Origin of the sequence: Kitasatospora sp. NPDC048194 (assembly GCF_043202455.1) — a bacterium.
Classification (GTDB): domain Bacteria; phylum Actinomycetota; class Actinomycetes; order Streptomycetales; family Streptomycetaceae; genus Kitasatospora.
This window is the reverse complement of record NZ_JBIDAK010000001.1, coordinates 506,655-523,710: the sequence shown is the minus strand read 5'-3', so window position 1 is coordinate 523,710 and position 17,056 is coordinate 506,655. Positions and strand designations below refer to the sequence as shown.

Here is a 17,056-nt window from a genome sequence, read left to right as displayed (position 1 = left end):
GCTACCGCGCACGCCGGGAGACTCCCGACCGGCGGCTCCCGGCTCCCGTCGTCCACCCGCCGTCAGTCCGGGTACGGCACCAGCTTCGACAGGTCCAGGCCGAAGCCGAAGGGCGCCGGAATGGTGATCGTGTCACCGAACTTCCGGTCGCTGCGGGTGTGATACCGGTCCCGGTCCGGCTCGGAGAAGAGCGCCACCGTCTGCTGACGCGGATCCACGATGAGGTACAGCGGGATCCGCATCACGGCGTAGTCGCGCAGCTTGTCCATCCAGTCGTTGCCCGGATTGGACGGCGAGACGACCTCCACGGCGATCAGGGCTTCCTCGGCGGGGGCCTTGTTGCCGGGCTGGGAGAGAGCTTCCAACGGGAGGTACGTCAGATCCGGCTCGCGCCCCTTGGTGACGTCCGGGCTGACGATCTCGCTCCGCTCGCTGGGAAGGTAGCCGTCCGGAGCGTGCTGCTCGAACTGCCGGCGCACCTGGGCCACGTTGAGCTGGTGGATGTTGGACGGCGACGCCTGCATGATCAGCGTGTCTCCGGACCACTCGATCCGGACTCCGTCCGGGGCGATCCGCTCCAGCTCCTCGATGAAGTCGCGGTGCTGCTCGTAGAAGGTCATGCATCCCTCCGGATGGCGTCCAGGGCTGTCGTCGGCCGTGAGGCGGGGTCGACCCCACACGGTTCCACCACTATGACCGACCTCACCCGCGCCCCTGGGCCGCGTCATCCGGCCGAGCAGACGTCGACCGTCGTGCGGTGTCGGATGCTCGGTGCCGTGGCGTCCCGGAGCGCGTCCGACAGACGCACGGCGCGGACCTCTGCCGTGCGGTCGGGGACTTCGGCCGGTTGAGCCGTGCGCGAACCTCGCGGAGGCCGCCGGGCCCGGTTCCGCGTTCGCTCAGGCGTTGACGGCCGGGCGCTCCGTCGTGGCGATCGTGGCGGAGCCGACGACCCGGGTGCCGTCGTAGAGCACCACCGCCTGGCCGGGAGCGATGCCCCGGACCGGGGTGTCCAGCCGGACCCGCAGTTCGCCGTCCACGACGGACGCGGAGACGGGCACCTCCTCGCCGTGGGCGCGCAGCTGGGCGGTGTAGCGGCCCTCGGCGAGGGGCTCGGTGCCGCACCAGCGGGGGCGGATGGCGGTGAGCGCGGTGACGTCGAGGCCCTCGACGGGGCCGACCGTCACCGTGTTGTTCACCGGGGAGATGTCGAGCACGTAGCGCGGCTTGCCGTCGGCCGCCGGGCGGCCGATCCGCAGGCCCTTGCGCTGGCCGATGGTGAAGCCGTACGCGCCGTCGTGCTCGCCGAGCTTCGTGCCGTCCACGTCGAGGATGTCGCCGGTCGCGGTGCCGAGGTGCTTCGCGAGGAAGCCCTGGGTGTCGCCGTCGGCGATGAAGCAGATGTCGTGGCTGTCCGGCTTCTTGGCGACGGCGAGGCCCCGGCGCTCGGCCTCCGCGCGGATCTCCTCCTTGGTGGTGTCACCGAGCGGGAAGAGCGAGTGGGCCAGCTGGTCGGCGTCGAGCACGCCGAGGACGTACGACTGGTCCTTGGCGGCGTCCACGGCCCGGTGCAGCTCCCGCTCCCCGGACGGCAGGTCGACGATCCGGGCGTAGTGGCCGGTGCAGACGGCGTCGAAGCCGAGGGCGACCGCCTTGTCGAGCAGCGCGGCGAACTTGATCTTCTCGTTGCAGCGCAGGCACGGGTTGGGCGTGCGCCCGGCCGCGTACTCGGCGACGAAGTCGTCGATCACGTCCTCGCGGAACCGCTCGGCGAGGTCCCAGACGTAGAAGGGGATGCCGATCACGTCGGCGGCGCGCCAGGCGTCCCGGGAGTCCTCGATGGTGCAGCAGCCGCGCGCGCCGGTGCGGAAGGACTGGGGGTTCGCGGACAGCGCCAGGTGGACGCCGGTCACCTCGTGGCCCGCTTCCACGGCGCGGGCGGCGGCGACGGCGGAGTCGACTCCGCCGGACATCGCCGCGAGCACGCGCAGGCGGCCGGTGGAGGGAGTGGTCGGGGCACCCGGGAAGTCAGTCATGGTGACTACAAGCGTACGGGGCCGCCGGACATGCCCTCCCGCCGGACGGGCTCCACGGCCGCACCCCCGCCGCTACCGCCGTACGGTCGCCAGCCCCGCGTTGCGGGCCCGCTGCACCGCCGGCCCGATCGCCGCCGCCAGCGCCGCGACGTCCTCCCGCACCGAGGTGTGCCCGAGCGAGAACCGCAGCGAGGCGCGGGCCAGCAGCGGGTCCACGCCCATCGCGAGCAGCACGTGGCTGGGCTGGGGCACGCCGGCCGAGCAGGCCGAGCCGGTGGAGCACTCGATGCCCTGGGCGTCCAGCAGCATCAGCAGGGCGTCGCCCTCGCAGCCGGGGAAGGAGAAGTGGGCGTTGGCGGGCAGCCTGCCCGCCGGCGACGGGTCGCCGTTGAGCACCGCGTCCGGGACGGCCGCCAGGACGGAGGCCACCAGCTCGTCGCGCAGCCCGCCGAGCACCGCCGCGTGCTCCTCCCGCCGGTCCACGGCGAGCGCCGCGGCGGCCGCGAAGCCGGCGGCGGCGGGGGCGTCCAGGGTGCCGGAGCGCACGTCGCGCTCCTGGCCGCCGCCGTGCAGCAGCGGGACGGGCGCGGCGCCGCGGGAGAGCAGCAGCGCGCCGATGCCGAACGGTCCGCCGATCTTGTGCCCGGTGACGGTGAGCGCGGTGAGCCCCGACTCCGCGAAGGAGACCGGGACCTGACCGAGCGCCTGCACCGCGTCGGCGTGCATCGGGATGCCGTACTCGGCGGCCACGGCGGCGAGTTCGGGCACCGGCTGGACGGTGCCGACCTCGTTGTTGGCCCACATCACGGTGACCAGGGCCACGGACGCCGGATCGCGCTCGATCGCCGCGCGGAGCTCCGCGGGGTGCACCCGGCCGTGCCCGTCCACCGGGAGGTACTCGACCGACGCGCCCTCGTGCTCCGAGAGCCAGTGCACCGCGTCCAGCACCGCGTGGTGCTCGACCGGGCTGCACAGCACCCGAATGCAGGCCGGGTCGGCGTCCCGGCGGGCCCAGTACAGGCCCTTGACCGCCAGGTTGTCGGACTCGGTGCCACCGCCGGTGAGCACGATCTCGCTCGGACGGGCGCCCAGCGACTCGGCCAGCGACTCGCGGGCCTCCTCGACCACCCGGCGGGCCCGGCGGCCGGCCGCGTGCAGGGACGAGGCGTTGCCGACCACCCCCAGGTGCGCCGTCATCGCGGCGATCGCCTCGGGCAGCATCGGCGTGGTCGCCGCATGGTCCAGGTATGGCATAACCATCCGATTGTAGAGGGCGATCCGGTCGGGGCCCCGGCTCGGTGCACCGATCCGGCCACCGGGCTCGCCCCGGCCGGACGGCGGAGTCCGGTACTGGTTTGTACCACTGCGCCACCCAGCGGTTAGCCTGACGGCCACTTCTCGAGCGAGTTTCCAGGGGGCGTCATGTCGCAGTCGGTCGACCGCGCGCTGACCCTGCTCGGCTCTCTCGGCGAGGGACCGCTCTCGCTGGAGCAGGCCGCGGGCAGCCTCGGAGTGCACAAGTCCACCGCGCTGCGGCTGCTGCGCACGCTGGAGGAGCACGGCTTCGTCCGGCGCCAGCCGGACCTGCGCTACCGGCTCGGCGGCCGGGTGCTCTCACTGGCCGACCGGGCACTGGAGGACTTCGACGTCCGGCAGGTGGCCGCGCCCTACCTGGCCGCGCTCAACGCGCGCTGCGGCTACACCGTCCAACTGGCCGTGCTGCACGACGGCGAGGTGCTCTACCTGGACGAGGTGGCCGGGCCGAGGGCGGCCCGGCCGTCCCGGATCGGGCGCCGGGCGCCGGTGACCGGGACGGCGGTCGGCCGGGTGCTGCTCGCCGGGCTGCCCGAGGACGGCGCCCGCGAGGAGGAACTGCCGCCCGAGCTCGCGGCGGTGCGCCTGCGCGGCTGGGCGGCGGAGTCCGCCGAGCACCGGGAGCCGGTGACCTGCGTGGCCGCGCCGGTCGCGGGCACCGGCGGGCGGACGGTCGCGGCCTGCGCGCTGAGCGCCCCGGCCAGTCAGGTGCGGCCGGCCGAGCTGGCCCGGATGGTGCCGGAGCTGCTCTGCACGGCCGAGGCGATCTCGCTCGCGTGCGGCGGCTCGCCTACTCCTCGCTGGTGCGAGAACCGTTGCGGTGCCAGGCCCGCGGGGCGCGCCAGCCGTACTTCAGGGCGAGCATCCGCAGCCCGAAGGCGGTGAGCGCGGCGGCGGTGCCGGTGGCCCCGGTGAGCCGGTCGGCGCCGATCAGCACGGCCACCAGGGCGGCGCCGACCAGGGCCGGGACGGCGTAGATCTCCCGGTCCCAGCGCAGCAGGGAGGGGATCTCCCCGGCCAGCACGTCGCGGATCACCCCGCCGCCGGCCGCGGTCACCATGCCGAGTGCGACGGCCGCGGCCGCGCCCAGCCCGTAGTCGTGCGCCTTGGCGGTGCCGGTGACGCAGAACAGGCCGAGGCCGAGGGCGTCCAGGGTCTGCACCGCGCGGTTGATCCGCTCGACCTGGGGGTGCAGGAAGAACACCACCAGGCCGGCCGCGAGCGGCGTCACGAAGTAGCCGAAGTTGCTGAACGCGGCCACCGGGGTCGCCCCGATCACCAGGTCGCGGATCACCCCGCCGCCGAGCGCCGTGGCCTCCGCCAGTACGCAGATCCCGAAGATGTCCATGTTCTTGCGGACGGCGAGCAGGCCGCCGGAGAGGGCGAAGACGAAGATGCCGGCGAGGTCGAGGGACTGCTGCACGTCGGAGGGGAAGATCTGCGAGGTCACCACACAACTATGACCTGTGCGGAACCCTCCCCTCCGCCTGCGTCGGGCGGAGCCGGCCGTTCCCCTCGCTCCGCCCGGGGCTGCGATGGTCGTCGCTCCGGGCTGAGCTGGTCGTTCCCCTCGCTCCGCTCCGGGCTGAGCTAGTCGTTCCCCTCGCTCCGCCCGGGACTGCGCTAGTCGTTCCCCTCGCTCCGCCCGGGACTGCGCTAGTCGTTCCCCTCGCTCCGCCCGGGGCTGCGCTAGTCGTTCCCTTCGCTTCGCTCAGGGAAGTGACACGCCACCTGGTGCCCCGTCTTCAGCGCCGCCAGCGGCGGCTCCTGGGCGGCGCACACGTCCTGGGCCTTCCAGCAGCGCGTCCGGAAGCGGCAGCCGCTGGGCGGGTTGATCGGCGAGGGCACGTCGCCCTTGAGCAGGATCCGCTCGCGGCCGGCCCGCTGGCGCCGGCGCGGGTCCGGTACCGGGACGGCCGACATCAGGGCGTTGGTGTACGGGTGCATCGGGCTGCGGTAGAGCGAGTCCCGGTCGGCGATCTCCACGATCTTGCCGAGGTACATCACCGCCACCCGGTCGGAGACGTGCCGGACCACCGAGAGGTCGTGCGCGATGATCAGGTAGGTCAGGCCCAGCTCCTGCTGGAGGTCGTCCAGCAGGTTGACCACCTGGGCCTGGATCGACACGTCCAGCGCGGAGACCGGCTCGTCCGCGACGATCATCTTGGGCCTCAGGGCGAGGGCCCGGGCGATGCCGATGCGCTGGCGCTGGCCGCCGGAGAACTCGTGCGGGTAGCGGTTGTAGTGCTCGGGGCTGAGCCCGCACAGCTCCAGCAGGTCCTGGACGGCCTTCTTGACCCCGCCTTCGGGCTCCACGCCCTGGAGCCGGAAGGGCGTGCTGACGATGGTGCCGACGGTGTGCCGGGGGTTCAGCGAGGAGTACGGGTCCTGGAAGATCATCTGGATGTCGCGGCGCAGCGGCCGCATCGCACCGACGCCCAGGTGGGTGATGTCGGTGCCCTCGAACTCGATCTTCCCGCCGGTGGGCTCGTCGAGCCGGGTGACCAGCCGGCCCATGGTGGACTTGCCGCAGCCGGACTCGCCGACGACGCCCAGCGTCTCGCCGGCGTTGACCGTGAAGTCGATGCCGTCGACGGCCCGCACCGCGCCGGTCTGGCGCCGCAGCAGTCCACCGCGGATCGGGAAGTGCCGGGTCAGGCCGGTCACCTTCAGCAGCGGCTCGCGCTCGGGGGCAGGCGCAGGCGCGGGGATCGCGGCCGCCTGAGTGTCCGTCATCGGTTCTCTCCAGAAAGGTGGTACGAGGCCGGGCTCACAGCCGGGGCGCGATCTCTTCGGCGAAGATGCGGTGCCGCTCGTCGGCCGGCAGGTGGCAGGCCGCGAAGTGGCCGGGCGCGGCCTCGGCCAGCACCGGGACCTCGTCGGTGGAGCGTCCGCCGGTCAGCTGGGCGTACGGGCAGCGCGGGTGGAAGGCGCAGCCGGACGGCACGTTGATCAGGCTCGGCGGGGTGCCCCGGACCGGGACGAGCCGCTCCTGCAGCTCCCGGTCCAGGCGCGGCATCGATCCCAGCAGACCCCAGGTGTAGGGGTGTTCGGGCGCGTCGAAGAGGGTCTCGGCCGGGCCGCGCTCGACGCACTTGCCGCCGTACATCACCAGGATGTCGTCGGCCAGCTCGGCGACCACTCCGAGGTCGTGGGTGATGATGATGACGGCGGACCCGAACTCGTCCTGGAGGTCGCGGATGAGGTCCAGGATCTGCGCCTGGACGGTGACGTCCAGGGCGGTGGTGGGCTCGTCGGCGATCAGCAGCGAGGGGTCGTTGACCAGGGCCATGGCGATCATCGCGCGCTGGCGCATGCCGCCGGAGAACTGGTGCGGGTAGTCGTCCACCCGGCGGTCGGGCTGCGGGATGCCGACCCGGTCGAGCATCTCGATCGCGCGGGTCCGGGCCTGCTTCTTGGAGGCCTGGGGGTGGTGCACCCGGTACGCCTCGACGATCTGCTGCCCGACCGTGTAGTAGGGGTGCATCGCGGTCAGCGGGTCCTGGAAGATCATCGCCATCTCGCGGCCGCGCAGTTGGCGCACCCGGTCCGGTCCGGCGGCGATCAGCTCCTCGCCGCCCAGCCGGATCTCGCCGGTGATCCGGGCCCGCTTGGAGCGGTGCAGGCCCATGATGCCCAGCGAGGTGACGGACTTGCCGGAGCCGGACTCGCCGACGATGCCCAGGGTGCGCCCCTTGTGCACGTCGAAGCTGACGCCGTCCACCGAGCGGACCAGGCCGTCGTCGGTGTCGAAGTGGATCCTCAGGTCGCGGACGGAGAGGAACGGCTCGCCCGACGGGGGCGACGCGGCGTCCGCCGGGGTCTTCTGGAGCTCGGTCACGAGAGCCTCACGCGGGGGTCGACGAGGGCGTACAGGAGGTCGACCACGAGGTTGCAGACGACGATGAAGAAGGCGGCCAGCAGGGTGACGCCGAGGACCTTGGGCAGGTCGTTGTCGGAGATCGCCTGGACGGCGAACTGGCCGACGCCCTTGAGCGAGAAGACCTGCTCGGTGATCAGCGCACCGCCGAGCAGCAGCCCGAGGTCCATGCCGAAGATGGTGACGATGGGGGTGAGCGCGGAGCGCAGCCCGTGCTTGACGACGACCTTCCGCTCGACCAGGCCCTTGGCCCGGGCGGTGCGGATGTAGTCCTCGCTCATCGTCTCCAGCATCCCGGCGCGGGTGAGCCGGGCGTAGAGCGCGGAGTAGAGGAAGGCCAGCGAGATCCACGGCAGGATCAGGTTGCGGGCCCACATCAGCGGGTCGGAGGTGAAGTCGACGTACTCGAGGTTGTCCAGGATCGGCCACTCGTAGCTGAAGACCGTCAGCAGCAGGGCGCCGGTGAAGAAGACCGGCAGCGAGACGCCGGCCAGCGCGACGCCCATGGAGAGCCGGTCGAAGATCGAGCGCGGCTTGAGCGCGGAGATCACGCCGGTGGTGACGCCGGAGACCAGCCAGAGCACCGCCGCGCCGATGGCGAGCGAGATGGTGACCGGGATCCGGCTGGTCATCTCCGGCCAGACCTCCAGGTGGTTCTTGAAGGAGTAGCCGAAGCAGGGCACGTGGCAGGTGGCCGGTTCCGGCCCGAACTTGTACTCGGCGCCGCTGACCAGGCCCTTGAGGAAGTTCCAGTACTGGGTGTACAGCGGCTGGTCGAAGCCGAGGTTCTGTTTGACCGCCGCGATCGCCTCGGGCGACGGGTTCTTCCCGATGTACTGCGCGGCCAGCTGGTCGGTGGTCTCGCCGGCGAAGCGCGGGAGCAGGAAGAAGATCGCGAAGGTGACCGCGCTGACGACCAGCAGCAGCACCGCGGCCGCGAGGATCCTGCGGATGATGTAGGCAAACACAGTTGGGCGGCTCCGGCGGCCGCCGCCGTCCGGGGTCTGCCGGACGGCGGCGGGCGCCGCTGCCTTCACCTGCCTTCAGGGATGCGGAGCCAGGCTCTTACTTGGTGGTGCCGATGTTCAGGTAGTCGTACTCCCCCGACCAGGCCGGGTTGGACCCGAGGTTGGTGGCGCTGTCCGGGCGGTACAGGAAGACCTTGAAGTCGGTGAGCGGGACGTAGACCGCGGACTCCATGACCTTCTTGTCGATGTCGCCGTAGATCTTCTCGCGGGCGGCCCGGTCCGGGTTGACCGCGGCGTCGTCGAGCAGCTTGTTGACGGCCGGGTCGTTCAGCTGGGCCAGGTTGCTGTTGCCGGACGCCTTGATCGCCCGGCCGTCGACGATCTGCTGCAGGAAGCCGTAGCCGGTCGGCCAGTCGGCGCCCCACTGCATCATCATCAGACCGATGTTGTGGTCCTGGGTGAACTGCGGCGCACCGGCCGAGTCGGTCAGGTACTTGCCCTGCGGGTACTGCTGGATCTCGACGTTGATGCCGATGTTCTTCAGCTGGGCCTGGATCTGGGTGGCCGCGGCGACCTCGGTGGCGCGCTCGGTGCGGGCGGACAGGACGGTGGTGAAGCCGCCGTCCTTGCCGCAGGCCTTCAGCGCGTCCTTGGCCTTGGCCTGGTCGCCCTTGTTGTCCTTGGTCTCGTACAGGTTGAAGTCCTGGTGGCCCGGGATGTCCGGCGGAAGGACGGTGTTGGCCACCTGGCCGCGGATCGGGCCGCCGAGCGCGGTCTGCACGGCGACCTTGTCGATCGCGTACTGGACGGCCTTGCGGCAGTCGACGTTGTCGAACGGCGCGACCTTGGTGTTGATCGCCATGTAGACCAGGCGGCCGCCGTAGGCGTTGTCGGTCTTGGCCTTGAGCTTCGGGTCGCGCAGGATCTGCGCCTGGGTCTGCGGGTCGACGCCGCCGCCGACCAGGTCGACCTGGGCGTTGCCGGCCAGCAGGTCCTTGTCGATGGTGGCCTGGTCGATGTTCATCTTGAGCACGATCTTGTCCGCGAGCTGCTTGCGGATCGGGTCGGTGCTCTTGTCCCAGTTGGTGTTCGGCACCAGGACGGCCTGCTTGCCGTCCTCGTAGGACTCGAACTTGTAGGCGCCCGAGGCCACGACGTGCTTCACGTAGTCGGCACCGGTGTCCTTGGCCTGCGGGACCGGCACCGTCTGCGGGGCGCTGACCAGGTAGTCGAAGTCGGCGAAGGGGTGCTGGAGGTGGAAGACGATCGTGGTGTCGTCCGGCGTCTCGATCGACTTCAGGTCGCCGGTCTTGTCCTTGTACGGGCCCTGGTACGGCGTCGGGTTGTCGACCAGCAGGTCGTGGAAGTAGGTCGGGCCGTTCGAGTTCACCTCGGGCGCGAAGTTCGAGCGCTCCACGGCGTACTTGACGTCCTTGGAGGTGATCGGGGTGCCGTCGTCGTACTTCAGGCCCGCGCGCAGCTTGTAGGTCCAGGTCAGGCCGTCCGCGCTGGGCTGGCCCAGCGACTCGGCGAGGTCCGGGACGAGCTTGTTGCCGTCCGCGCCGGCCGCCGGGTTGAAGGTGGTCAGCGGACGCCCGTACAGGCGCGAGAAGTTGTAGATGTACGCGTAGTAGGTGTTGCCCGGGTCGAGGGAGTCCGGGGTGCCCTTCATCTCGTAGGTGACCGTCCCGCCCTTCTTGTCCGAGGCGTTGACGATCTGCTTGGTGGCCGCGTCGGCGCCGCCGCTCGAGTCGTTGGAGCTTGCCGAGGAGGACTTGGCGTCGCCGCTCTTGGAGCTGGACGAGCAGCCGGTGACGACCAGGACCACGGCGGCGGCCGCGGCGGTCAGCGCGACGGTACGGGACCTACGCATGGGTGAGATCAACCCCTTGAGGATGTGGAGGAGGAAAGGCGCCCTGACGCTGGGTCAGTTGCTCTTGGGATCGAGGGCGTCACGCAGCCCGTCGCCGAGCAGGTTGAACGCGAGCACGGTGATGAAGATCGCCAGGCCGGGGACCACCATGTACTGGGGGTCCACCTGGTAGTAGTTCTTCGCGTCGGCGAGCATGCCGCCCCAGGAGGACTGCGGGGGCTGGATGCCGACGCCGAGGAAGCTCAGGCCGGCCTCGAAGAGGATGTTGGTCGGGATCAGCAGGGTCGAGTAGACCAGGATCGGGCCGACCAGGTTCGGCAGCAGCTCCTTGAACAGGATGAACGGGCCGCGGGCGCCGAGGCTGCGGGCGGCGTGGACGAACTCCCGCTCGCGCAGCGAAAGGGTCTGTCCGCGCACGATCCGGCCCATGTAGGGCCAGTTGAAGAAGCCGATCACGAAGATCAGCACCATGATGTGCAGCGGGAGGCCGTGCAGGCCGAACGCGCCGCCCTGGAGCGAGGCGGAGATCGCGATGGCGAAGAGCAGCAGCGGGAACGCCAGGAAGACGTCCATCAACCGGCTGATCAGGGTGTCCACCCAGCCGCCGTAGTAACCGGCCATCACGCCGAGCACGGTGCCGAGGGTGTTGGACAGCACGGTCGCGCCGAAGGCGACCAGCAGGGAGACCCACGAGCCGTCGACCACGCGGGCGAGCAGGTCGCGGCCCTGCAGGGGGTCGATGCCGAGCAGGTGGTCCCCGCTCATCCCGCCCCAGTCCCCGAGCGGCAGGCCGCCGAGGTCGGCGTCCAGCAGGTCCGTGTTCGGCTGGTCGGGGTCGAGCCCGAACAGGGCCTCGATCGGCCCGGACAGCACGGCGAGCAGGATCAGCAGGATCACCACGATGCCGCCGGCGACGGCGGCCTTGTCCCGCTTGAAGCGGGTCCAGGCGATCCGACCGAGGGAACGGCCCTCGATCGTCTTGGCCGGGCTCGCGGTGGCTGGCGCCTCCGGTTCGTTCCCGGCGGTGGTCACGGATGCGGTCATGGTCAGTTGGTCCCCTCGCCGACGGTGGCCGGCCCACGGGTGCCGGGCGCCGGCTTCGGCGGTGCGGCTGCGGACGTGCGGAGGTGCTTAGGAGGAGCGGTGCGCGCGGCAGTGCGTCGTGCACAGGCACTGCCACCACGCGGGATGGGCGTCGCGTGGTCGAGCTGTCGGCGTGCGCGCTCACCTTTGTGGGGTTTCCAGTACGCGCGATGCGTTGCGCAGAACTCTCTGTCATGCGAACTGGCTTGCGCCAGCCCTGACAAGCGACAGATGCCCAACTGTGATCTGCGTGCATGCACCTCCCCGGTCTTCGGCATATCCCTCTTCACACGGCTGTAACAGCCATGTCAAGATGGGCGGACTTCGGGAACGGGAAATTCGTCCGGAAAGCACCGAAGCCGACCTGATGGCGAATCAGGTCGGCTTGGTGAATATGCGTTTGGTCCCGGGTTTGTCAGCGGCCCGGGTATCCGGGCCACGACCGCGGCCCCTGCGGCTGCCCCCAGCCCGGCGCGTTCGGCTGCGGGCCGTAGGACCACCCCGGCGCCGGCTGCCCCGGCAGCGACTGCGCCGGGTACGGCACCGGCGGGTACGGGCCGGTCGGCGGGCGCCCCGCCTCCCGGTCGAAGAACGGCCGGGCGTTGGCGCGCATCCACAGCGCCACCGGGTCGTACTCGTCGGCCATCGCCACGGTGGACACCGCGAGCCCCTCGGGCGCCACCGCGATCGCCCGCTGCATCAGCGCCCGCACCGCCTCCACGGCCGGCGGCGAACTCTCGTAGAGGTCCAGGCCGATCGCCAGGTACGGCTCCCCCACCGCGGGCTGCACCCAGGCCCGGCGCAGCGCCCGCACCGCGCGCACCTCGCCGGCCTGCCGCTCCAGCAGCGCGAAGAACTGCTGGGCGTTCACCTGCGGCTCGCTCAGCTTCAGGGGGCCGGCCGGCAGCCGGTCCAGACCCGCGGCGATCCGCCGCAGGTCCGCCCACGGCACGCCGACCCCGCCGCCGGGGGCGTGCGGATTGAGCCACAGGCCCCAGCGGGTGCGGTACAGCGAGGCGGCGATCTCCCGCCCGGAGATGACCTCGTGGGCCCGGGCCCAGCCGGAGGCCGTCAGCTGCTCGGGCGAGGTCACGGCCGGGGCGTAGCCGTGGCCGCTGATCTCCATGTTCCCGTACTGCGCGTCCGGGCTGCCCGGCGTGCCGTGCCAGAGCAGCATCCAGACCTGGCCGTCGGCGAGCGCGTGCAGCAGCCGCTCGTACGCGTCGTAACGCTCCGGCGCGACGTCGCGCAGGGCGCGCTCCAACGCGCCCGGATCCGCCGGGCGCCCGGCCGGCGCCTGGCCCCAGGGGCCCGGCCCACCGCCCGTTCCCGCTCCCGCACTCATGCGCCCACCTCGCCGCGCCTCTTTCCTCAACCCAGCCGGCCCGTCAGCCGCCTGCACGCACCCTATGGCGCGGCACCGGCCACCGCCACGGCGACGTGCTCACGAACGATCCCCGCTCACATCCGCGTATAGAAAGGCAGTACCCGGGTGAGCAGCCACTCGACCACCGGGTCGTCGGCGAGGTCGAGCAGCACGAGGTGGACGCCGCCCGGCAGCGGCGCGGTTCCCAGCGCCCGGCCGAGCGCCTCGTTCACCGCGCCCGGGTCGGCCGGGGCGGCCGGATCCAACTGGACGCCCACGAACATCACGGTCGGCTCGCCCTCGATGCTGGCCAGCGCCCGGCGCGCGGTCAGCACCCCCGGCAGCGCCGACAGTTCGGCCCGGCAGGCGGCCAGGAAGTGCTCCGGGTCCTCGCCCGGCACCGGCTCGCGCAGCGCCACCCGGCCGCCGGTCGGCGCCTCCGGCTGGTCCCAGCGGTCCTCCCGCGGCCCGCGGCGCAGCTCCGCCACGCCCTGCGGCGGCACCGGGATGCCCACCGCGGCCTCGGGATTGACCGCGATGCCCACGCCCAGCGGCAGTCCGCGGGCGAACTCCCAGGCCGGCGCGATCGCGAAGGCCATCCCCGGCGCCTGCTGCAGGAACACCTCCTGCGAGGAGAACACCGGCACGTACGGGTCCCCGGCCAGTTCGACGGTCGGCAGGTCCAGCGACTGCCCGGCCGGATCGCCGCCGGCCGGCAGCGGGATCCACACCTGGCTGCGGGCCAGCACCTCGATCACCCGCGGCGTCGCGCCGGGGTCGCCCAGCGCGGCCGTCAGCACCTGCTCCAGCTCGTTGGCCGGCCAGGCGCCGCCCGGCGGCGCCGCCTCCGGGCCGCCCCACCCCTGCTGCTGCTCCACCGGGTACTCCATGCGCCGCCGATCCGCCCTCGTGCCGGTCGGCCGCCCACTGCTGCGCCGACGCGCAGAAGTCTAGGGGCCCGGTGGGACGCCGGTCGGGCGCCGGTCGGGCACGGGTTCGACTTCGGGCGGTGTGACCGGGCCCCCCTCCCCCCGCGCCCGTGGACGTGCCATGATGTGCGCGTCCGACGGCATGCGCCGCGGGCCCCCACAACTCCACACCGGCCGCTCGAACCCGCGCGGGAGAGTCCGGAGTGCCGCCCAGGCGGTACGGCCGGCGCCGAAGGAGCAAGTCCTCCCCGGAATCTCTCAGGCCCCCTTACCGCACGGGTTAGGCACATCTGGAAAGCGGCGCCCGGCCCTGTCGCGCGCCCACCCACGGTGCAAGCCGCCATGCTGTCCTGGATGCTGGAAACAGCTGCGGGCAGGTGGGCGGTGAAGCTCTCAGGTTCGACGACAGATGGGGAGACCCACGCCGCCGCATGCCCGCGCGCAGGGTCGGTCCCCGAGCGGGTCCCGTCCCGGCGCGTGCACCCCTGAGTGCCCCGACCGAGGAGTTCCTGGCCATGTCGTCCCTCCGCCTGACCGCGCTCGACGCGCTGCACCGCGCCCTCGGCGCGACCATGACCGACTTCGCCGGCTGGGACATGCCGCTGCGCTACGGCAGCGAGCGCGAGGAGCACCTCGCCGTCCGCACCAAGGCCGGTCTGTTCGACCTCTCGCACATGGGCGAGATCACCGTCACCGGCCCGCAGGCCGGCGAGATGCTGGACCACGCGCTGGTCGGCTTCGTCTCCGCGCTGGGCGTGCTGCGCGCCCGCTACACCATGATCTGCGCCGAGGACGGCGGCATCCTGGACGACCTGATCGTCTACCGGCTGCGCGAGGACGCCTTCCTGGTCGTCGCCAACGCCTCCAACGCCCAGCTGGTCCTGGACGAGCTGATCGCCCGCGCCAAGGGCTTCGACGCCGTCGTCACCGACGACCGCGACACCTACGCCCTGATCGCCGTCCAGGGCCCGGAGTCCACCGCGATCCTGGCCGGAACCACGGACGCCGACCTGCCCGGCCTGAAGTACTACGCGATCCTCCCGGCCCGGGTCGCCGACCGCGACGTGCTGCTGGCCCGCACCGGTTACACCGGCGAGGACGGCTTCGAGATCTTCTGCCACCCGGGCGACGCCGAGGACGTCTGGCAGGCGCTGACCGCCGCCGGCGAGGGCCGCGGCCTGGTGCCGTGCGGGCTGTCCTGCCGCGACACCCTGCGCCTGGAGGCGGGCATGCCGCTGTACGGGCACGAGCTGTCCACCGACCTCACCCCCTTCGACGCGGGCCTGGGCCGGGTCGTCCGCTTCGACAAGACGACCAACGACGGCGCCTTCGTCGGCCGCAAGGCGCTGGAGCAGGCGGCCGCCGCGGCCGAGGCCAACCCGCCGAAGGTGCTGGTCGGCCTGGTCTCCGAGGGCAAGCGGGTGCCCCGCGCCGAGTACACCGTGGTCTCCACCGAGGGAGCTCCGATCGGCCGGATCACCTCGGGCGCGCCCTCCCCGACCCTGGGCAAGCCGATCGCGATGGCCTACGTCGACGCCGCCCACGCCGCCCCCGGCACCACCGTCGCGGTGGACGTGCGCGGCAAGCACGAGCCGGTCCAGGTCGTGGCGCTGCCGTTCTACAAGCGCGCCCGCTGAGCCCGCCCCGGCCGGGCCCGCGGGCCCGGCCGGCCCCTTCCTTCCCCCATACCCGCACGTCGGAGCCGTCCGCCTGGCGGCCCGCTTCGTCGTACCCGCTTCCCATCCTGGAGAATGACGCCATGAGCAACCCCCAGCACCTGCAGTACACCAAGGAGCACGAGTGGCTGACGGCCGCGGACGCCGACGGTGTCTCCACGGTCGGCATCACCAAGCACGCCGCCGACGCGCTCGGTGACATCGTCTACGTGCAGCTGCCCGAGGTCGGCGACACCGTGGCCGCCGGCGAGACCTGCGGCGAGCTGGAGTCGACCAAGTCGGTCAGCGACCTGTACTCCCCGGTGACCGGCGAGGTCACCGAGGTCAACCAGGACGTCCTGGACGACAACAGCCTGGTGAACAGCGCCCCCTTCGAGGGCGGCTGGCTGTTCAAGGTGCGCGTCGAGTCCACCGACGAGCTGCTCAGCGCCGACGAGTACGACGCGCTCACCCACAGCTGACCCGCTCGTGACCGGGCGGGCCGCACCACGGCGGCCCGCCCGACCCCGCCGTCCCTCCGCTCTCCTCCCCGGGAAGACCACACCATGACGGTTCTCAACCAGTCCCTGCACGCCCTCGACCCGGAGATCGCCGCCGCGGTCGACGCCGAGCTGCACCGCCAGCAGACCACCCTGGAGATGATCGCCTCCGAGAACTTCGCCCCGGTGGCGGTCATGGAGGCCCAGGGCTCGGTGCTCACCAACAAGTACGCCGAGGGCTACCCCGGCCGCCGCTACTACGGCGGCTGCGAGCACGTCGACGTGGTCGAGCAGATCGCGATCGACCGGGTCAAGGCCCTGTTCGGCGCCGAGCACGCCAACGTCCAGCCGCACTCGGGCGCGCAGGCCAACGCCGCGGCGATGTTCGCGCTGATCCAGCCGGGCGACACCATCCTGGGCCTGAACCTGGCCCACGGCGGTCACCTGACCCACGGCATGAAGATCAACTTCTCCGGCAAGCTCTACAACGTGGTCGCGTACCACGTCGACGAGAAGACCGGCCAGGTCGACATGGCCGAGGTCGAGCGCCTGGCCAAGGAGCACCAGCCGAAGCTGATCATCGCCGGTTGGTCCGCCTACCCGCGCCAGCTGGACTTCGCCGAGTTCCGCCGGGTCGCCGACGAGGTCGGCGCCCTGCTCATGGTGGACATGGCGCACTTCGCCGGCCTGGTGGCCGCCGGGCTGCACCCGAACCCGGTGCCGCACGCGGACGTCGTCACCACCACCACCCACAAGACCCTGGGCGGCCCGCGCGGCGGCGTCATCCTGTCCAGGGCCGAGCACGCCAAGAAGATCAACTCCGCGGTCTTCCCCGGCCAGCAGGGCGGTCCGCTGGAGCACGTCATCGCGGGCAAGGCCGTCGCCTTCAAGGTCGCCGCCTCGGAGGAGTTCAAGGAGCGGCAGCAGCGCACCCTGGAGGGCGCCCGGATCCTCGCCGAGCGCCTGCTGCGCGAGGACGTCGCCGAGGCCGGCGCCACCGTGCTGTCCGGCGGCACCGACGTCCACCTGGTCCTGGTCGACCTGCGCAACAGCAGCCTCGACGGCCAGCAGGCCGAGGACCGCCTGCACGAGGTCGGCATCACGGTCAACCGCAACGCCGTCCCGAACGACCCGCGCCCGCCGATGGTCACCTCGGGCCTGCGCATCGGCACCCCGGCCCTGGCCACCCGCGGCTTCCGGGCCGAGGACTTCCGCGAGGTCGCCGATGTCATCGCCGAGGCGCTCAAGCCCGCCTTCGACGAGACCGTCGCCGCCGCCCTGAAGGCCCGCGTCACCGCCCTGGCCGAGAAGTACCCGCTCTACCCCAACCTGGCCAACCAGGAGTGATCCGGCCCCGTCCGGTTCACCGGGCATAGGGCCCGCCCCGGGTGACCGGCCTCACTCCGCCGGTGCACCTGGGACTCCGGGGCACCGCGCACACTGGACAGTGCG

Annotated in this window: 15 protein-coding genes and 1 riboswitch; of the genes, 4 read left to right on the top strand and 11 right to left on the bottom strand. The window is 72.1% G+C overall.

Annotated elements, in window-relative coordinates; genetic code table 11:
• Positions 1 to 62: 62 nt before the first annotated feature.
• The 3 genes from ACGF07_RS02395 to ACGF07_RS02385 form a co-directional block, all read right to left on the bottom strand.
• On the bottom strand, positions 63 to 620 hold the full coding sequence (locus tag ACGF07_RS02395) for a Uma2 family endonuclease (protein WP_392894654.1): 558 nt from the start codon (positions 618 to 620) through the stop codon (positions 63 to 65).
• Between the two features lie 279 nt (positions 621 to 899).
• A complete protein-coding gene (gene mnmA / locus ACGF07_RS02390; RefSeq protein WP_392894652.1) occupies positions 900 to 2,036 on the bottom strand; it encodes a tRNA 2-thiouridine(34) synthase MnmA in 1,137 nt (378 codons plus the stop codon).
• A gap of 72 nt (positions 2,037 to 2,108) precedes the next feature.
• Positions 2,109 to 3,290, bottom strand: coding sequence for a cysteine desulfurase family protein (locus tag ACGF07_RS02385; RefSeq protein WP_392894651.1), 1,182 nt, complete (start codon positions 3,288 to 3,290; stop codon positions 2,109 to 2,111).
• Between the two features lie 168 nt (positions 3,291 to 3,458).
• On the opposite strand from ACGF07_RS02385, the gene ACGF07_RS02380 reads away from it, so the two are divergent.
• Positions 3,459 to 4,235, top strand: a complete 777-nt coding sequence (locus ACGF07_RS02380; protein WP_392894649.1) for an IclR family transcriptional regulator — start codon at positions 3,459 to 3,461, stop codon at positions 4,233 to 4,235.
• Here ACGF07_RS02380 and ACGF07_RS02375 read toward each other — a convergent pair.
• The 8 genes from ACGF07_RS02375 to ACGF07_RS02340 form a co-directional block, all read right to left on the bottom strand.
• On the bottom strand, positions 4,141 to 4,800 hold the full coding sequence (locus tag ACGF07_RS02375; RefSeq protein ID WP_350743225.1) for a trimeric intracellular cation channel family protein: 660 nt from the start codon (positions 4,798 to 4,800) through the stop codon (positions 4,141 to 4,143). The genes ACGF07_RS02380 and ACGF07_RS02375 overlap by 95 nt on opposite strands.
• Positions 4,801 to 5,039: 239 nt before the next feature.
• Positions 5,040 to 6,086 (bottom strand): dipeptide ABC transporter ATP-binding protein, encoded by a 1,047-nt coding sequence (locus ACGF07_RS02370; protein WP_350743227.1) that lies wholly within the window; start codon positions 6,084 to 6,086, stop codon positions 5,040 to 5,042.
• A gap of 34 nt (positions 6,087 to 6,120) precedes the next feature.
• Entirely contained in the window at positions 6,121 to 7,191 is a 1,071-nt protein-coding gene (locus ACGF07_RS02365) for an ABC transporter ATP-binding protein (RefSeq protein WP_350743229.1), read from the bottom strand.
• Positions 7,188 to 8,198: an ABC transporter permease gene (locus ACGF07_RS02360; protein WP_350743231.1), complete on the bottom strand. Its 1,011-nt coding sequence runs from the start codon at positions 8,196 to 8,198 to the stop codon at positions 7,188 to 7,190. The genes ACGF07_RS02365 and ACGF07_RS02360 overlap by 4 nt, the downstream gene beginning before the upstream one ends.
• A gap of 97 nt (positions 8,199 to 8,295) precedes the next feature.
• Complete coding sequence (locus tag ACGF07_RS02355; RefSeq protein WP_350743233.1) at positions 8,296 to 10,071, bottom strand: ABC transporter substrate-binding protein; 1,776 nt, start codon at positions 10,069 to 10,071, stop codon at positions 8,296 to 8,298.
• A gap of 54 nt (positions 10,072 to 10,125) precedes the next feature.
• Complete coding sequence (locus ACGF07_RS02350) at positions 10,126 to 11,115, bottom strand: ABC transporter permease (protein ID WP_350743235.1); 990 nt, start codon at positions 11,113 to 11,115, stop codon at positions 10,126 to 10,128.
• 454 nt (positions 11,116 to 11,569) lie between these two features.
• Positions 11,570 to 12,499: an enhanced serine sensitivity protein SseB C-terminal domain-containing protein gene (locus ACGF07_RS02345; RefSeq protein ID WP_392894646.1), complete on the bottom strand. Its 930-nt coding sequence runs from the start codon at positions 12,497 to 12,499 to the stop codon at positions 11,570 to 11,572.
• Positions 12,500 to 12,615: 116 nt separating this feature from the next.
• Entirely contained in the window at positions 12,616 to 13,410 is a 795-nt protein-coding gene (locus tag ACGF07_RS02340; protein WP_392894644.1) for an enhanced serine sensitivity protein SseB C-terminal domain-containing protein, read from the bottom strand.
• A gap of 218 nt (positions 13,411 to 13,628) precedes the next feature.
• Positions 13,629 to 13,733, top strand: a riboswitch (glycine riboswitch).
• 231 nt (positions 13,734 to 13,964) lie between these two features.
• Here ACGF07_RS02340 and gcvT point away from each other — a divergent pair.
• The 3 genes from gcvT (at position 13,965) to glyA (ending at position 16,951) form a co-directional block, all read left to right on the top strand.
• On the top strand, positions 13,965 to 15,086 hold the full coding sequence (gene gcvT / locus ACGF07_RS02335; protein WP_392894643.1) for a glycine cleavage system aminomethyltransferase GcvT: 1,122 nt from the start codon (positions 13,965 to 13,967) through the stop codon (positions 15,084 to 15,086).
• A gap of 122 nt (positions 15,087 to 15,208) precedes the next feature.
• Complete coding sequence (gene gcvH / locus ACGF07_RS02330) at positions 15,209 to 15,586, top strand: glycine cleavage system protein GcvH (RefSeq protein ID WP_350750131.1); 378 nt, start codon at positions 15,209 to 15,211, stop codon at positions 15,584 to 15,586.
• A gap of 84 nt (positions 15,587 to 15,670) precedes the next feature.
• The gene (gene glyA, locus ACGF07_RS02325) at positions 15,671 to 16,951 is read left to right on the top strand and encodes a serine hydroxymethyltransferase (RefSeq protein WP_350750133.1); all 1,281 of its coding nucleotides are present in this window, start codon (positions 15,671 to 15,673) and stop codon (positions 16,949 to 16,951) included.
• Positions 16,952 to 17,056: the final 105 nt, after the last annotated feature.

Bases quoted from the DNA above. Each gene is read 5' to 3' on its own strand.
- ACGF07_RS02385 (WP_392894651.1), bottom strand. From the start codon at position 3,290: ATGCCATACCTGGACCATGCGGCGACCACGCCGATGCTGCCCGAGGCG.
- mnmA (WP_392894652.1), bottom strand. From the start codon at position 2,036: ATGACTGACTTCCCGGGTGCCCCGACCACTCCCTCCACCGGCCGCCTG.
- ACGF07_RS02380 (WP_392894649.1), top strand. From the start codon at position 3,459: ATGTCGCAGTCGGTCGACCGCGCGCTGACCCTGCTCGGCTCTCTCGGC.
- gcvH (WP_350750131.1), top strand. From the start codon at position 15,209: ATGAGCAACCCCCAGCACCTGCAGTACACCAAGGAGCACGAGTGGCTG.
- ACGF07_RS02345 (WP_392894646.1), bottom strand. From the start codon at position 12,499: ATGAGTGCGGGAGCGGGAACGGGCGGTGGGCCGGGCCCCTGGGGCCAG.
- gcvT (WP_392894643.1), top strand. From the start codon at position 13,965: ATGTCGTCCCTCCGCCTGACCGCGCTCGACGCGCTGCACCGCGCCCTC.
- ACGF07_RS02340 (WP_392894644.1), bottom strand. From the start codon at position 13,410: ATGGAGTACCCGGTGGAGCAGCAGCAGGGGTGGGGCGGCCCGGAGGCG.
- glyA (WP_350750133.1), top strand. From the start codon at position 15,671: ATGACGGTTCTCAACCAGTCCCTGCACGCCCTCGACCCGGAGATCGCC.
- ACGF07_RS02395 (WP_392894654.1), bottom strand. From the start codon at position 620: ATGACCTTCTACGAGCAGCACCGCGACTTCATCGAGGAGCTGGAGCGG.
- ACGF07_RS02350 (WP_350743235.1), bottom strand. From the start codon at position 11,115: ATGACCGCATCCGTGACCACCGCCGGGAACGAACCGGAGGCGCCAGCC.
- ACGF07_RS02370 (WP_350743227.1), bottom strand. From the start codon at position 6,086: ATGACGGACACTCAGGCGGCCGCGATCCCCGCGCCTGCGCCTGCCCCC.
- ACGF07_RS02355 (WP_350743233.1), bottom strand. From the start codon at position 10,071: ATGCGTAGGTCCCGTACCGTCGCGCTGACCGCCGCGGCCGCCGCCGTG.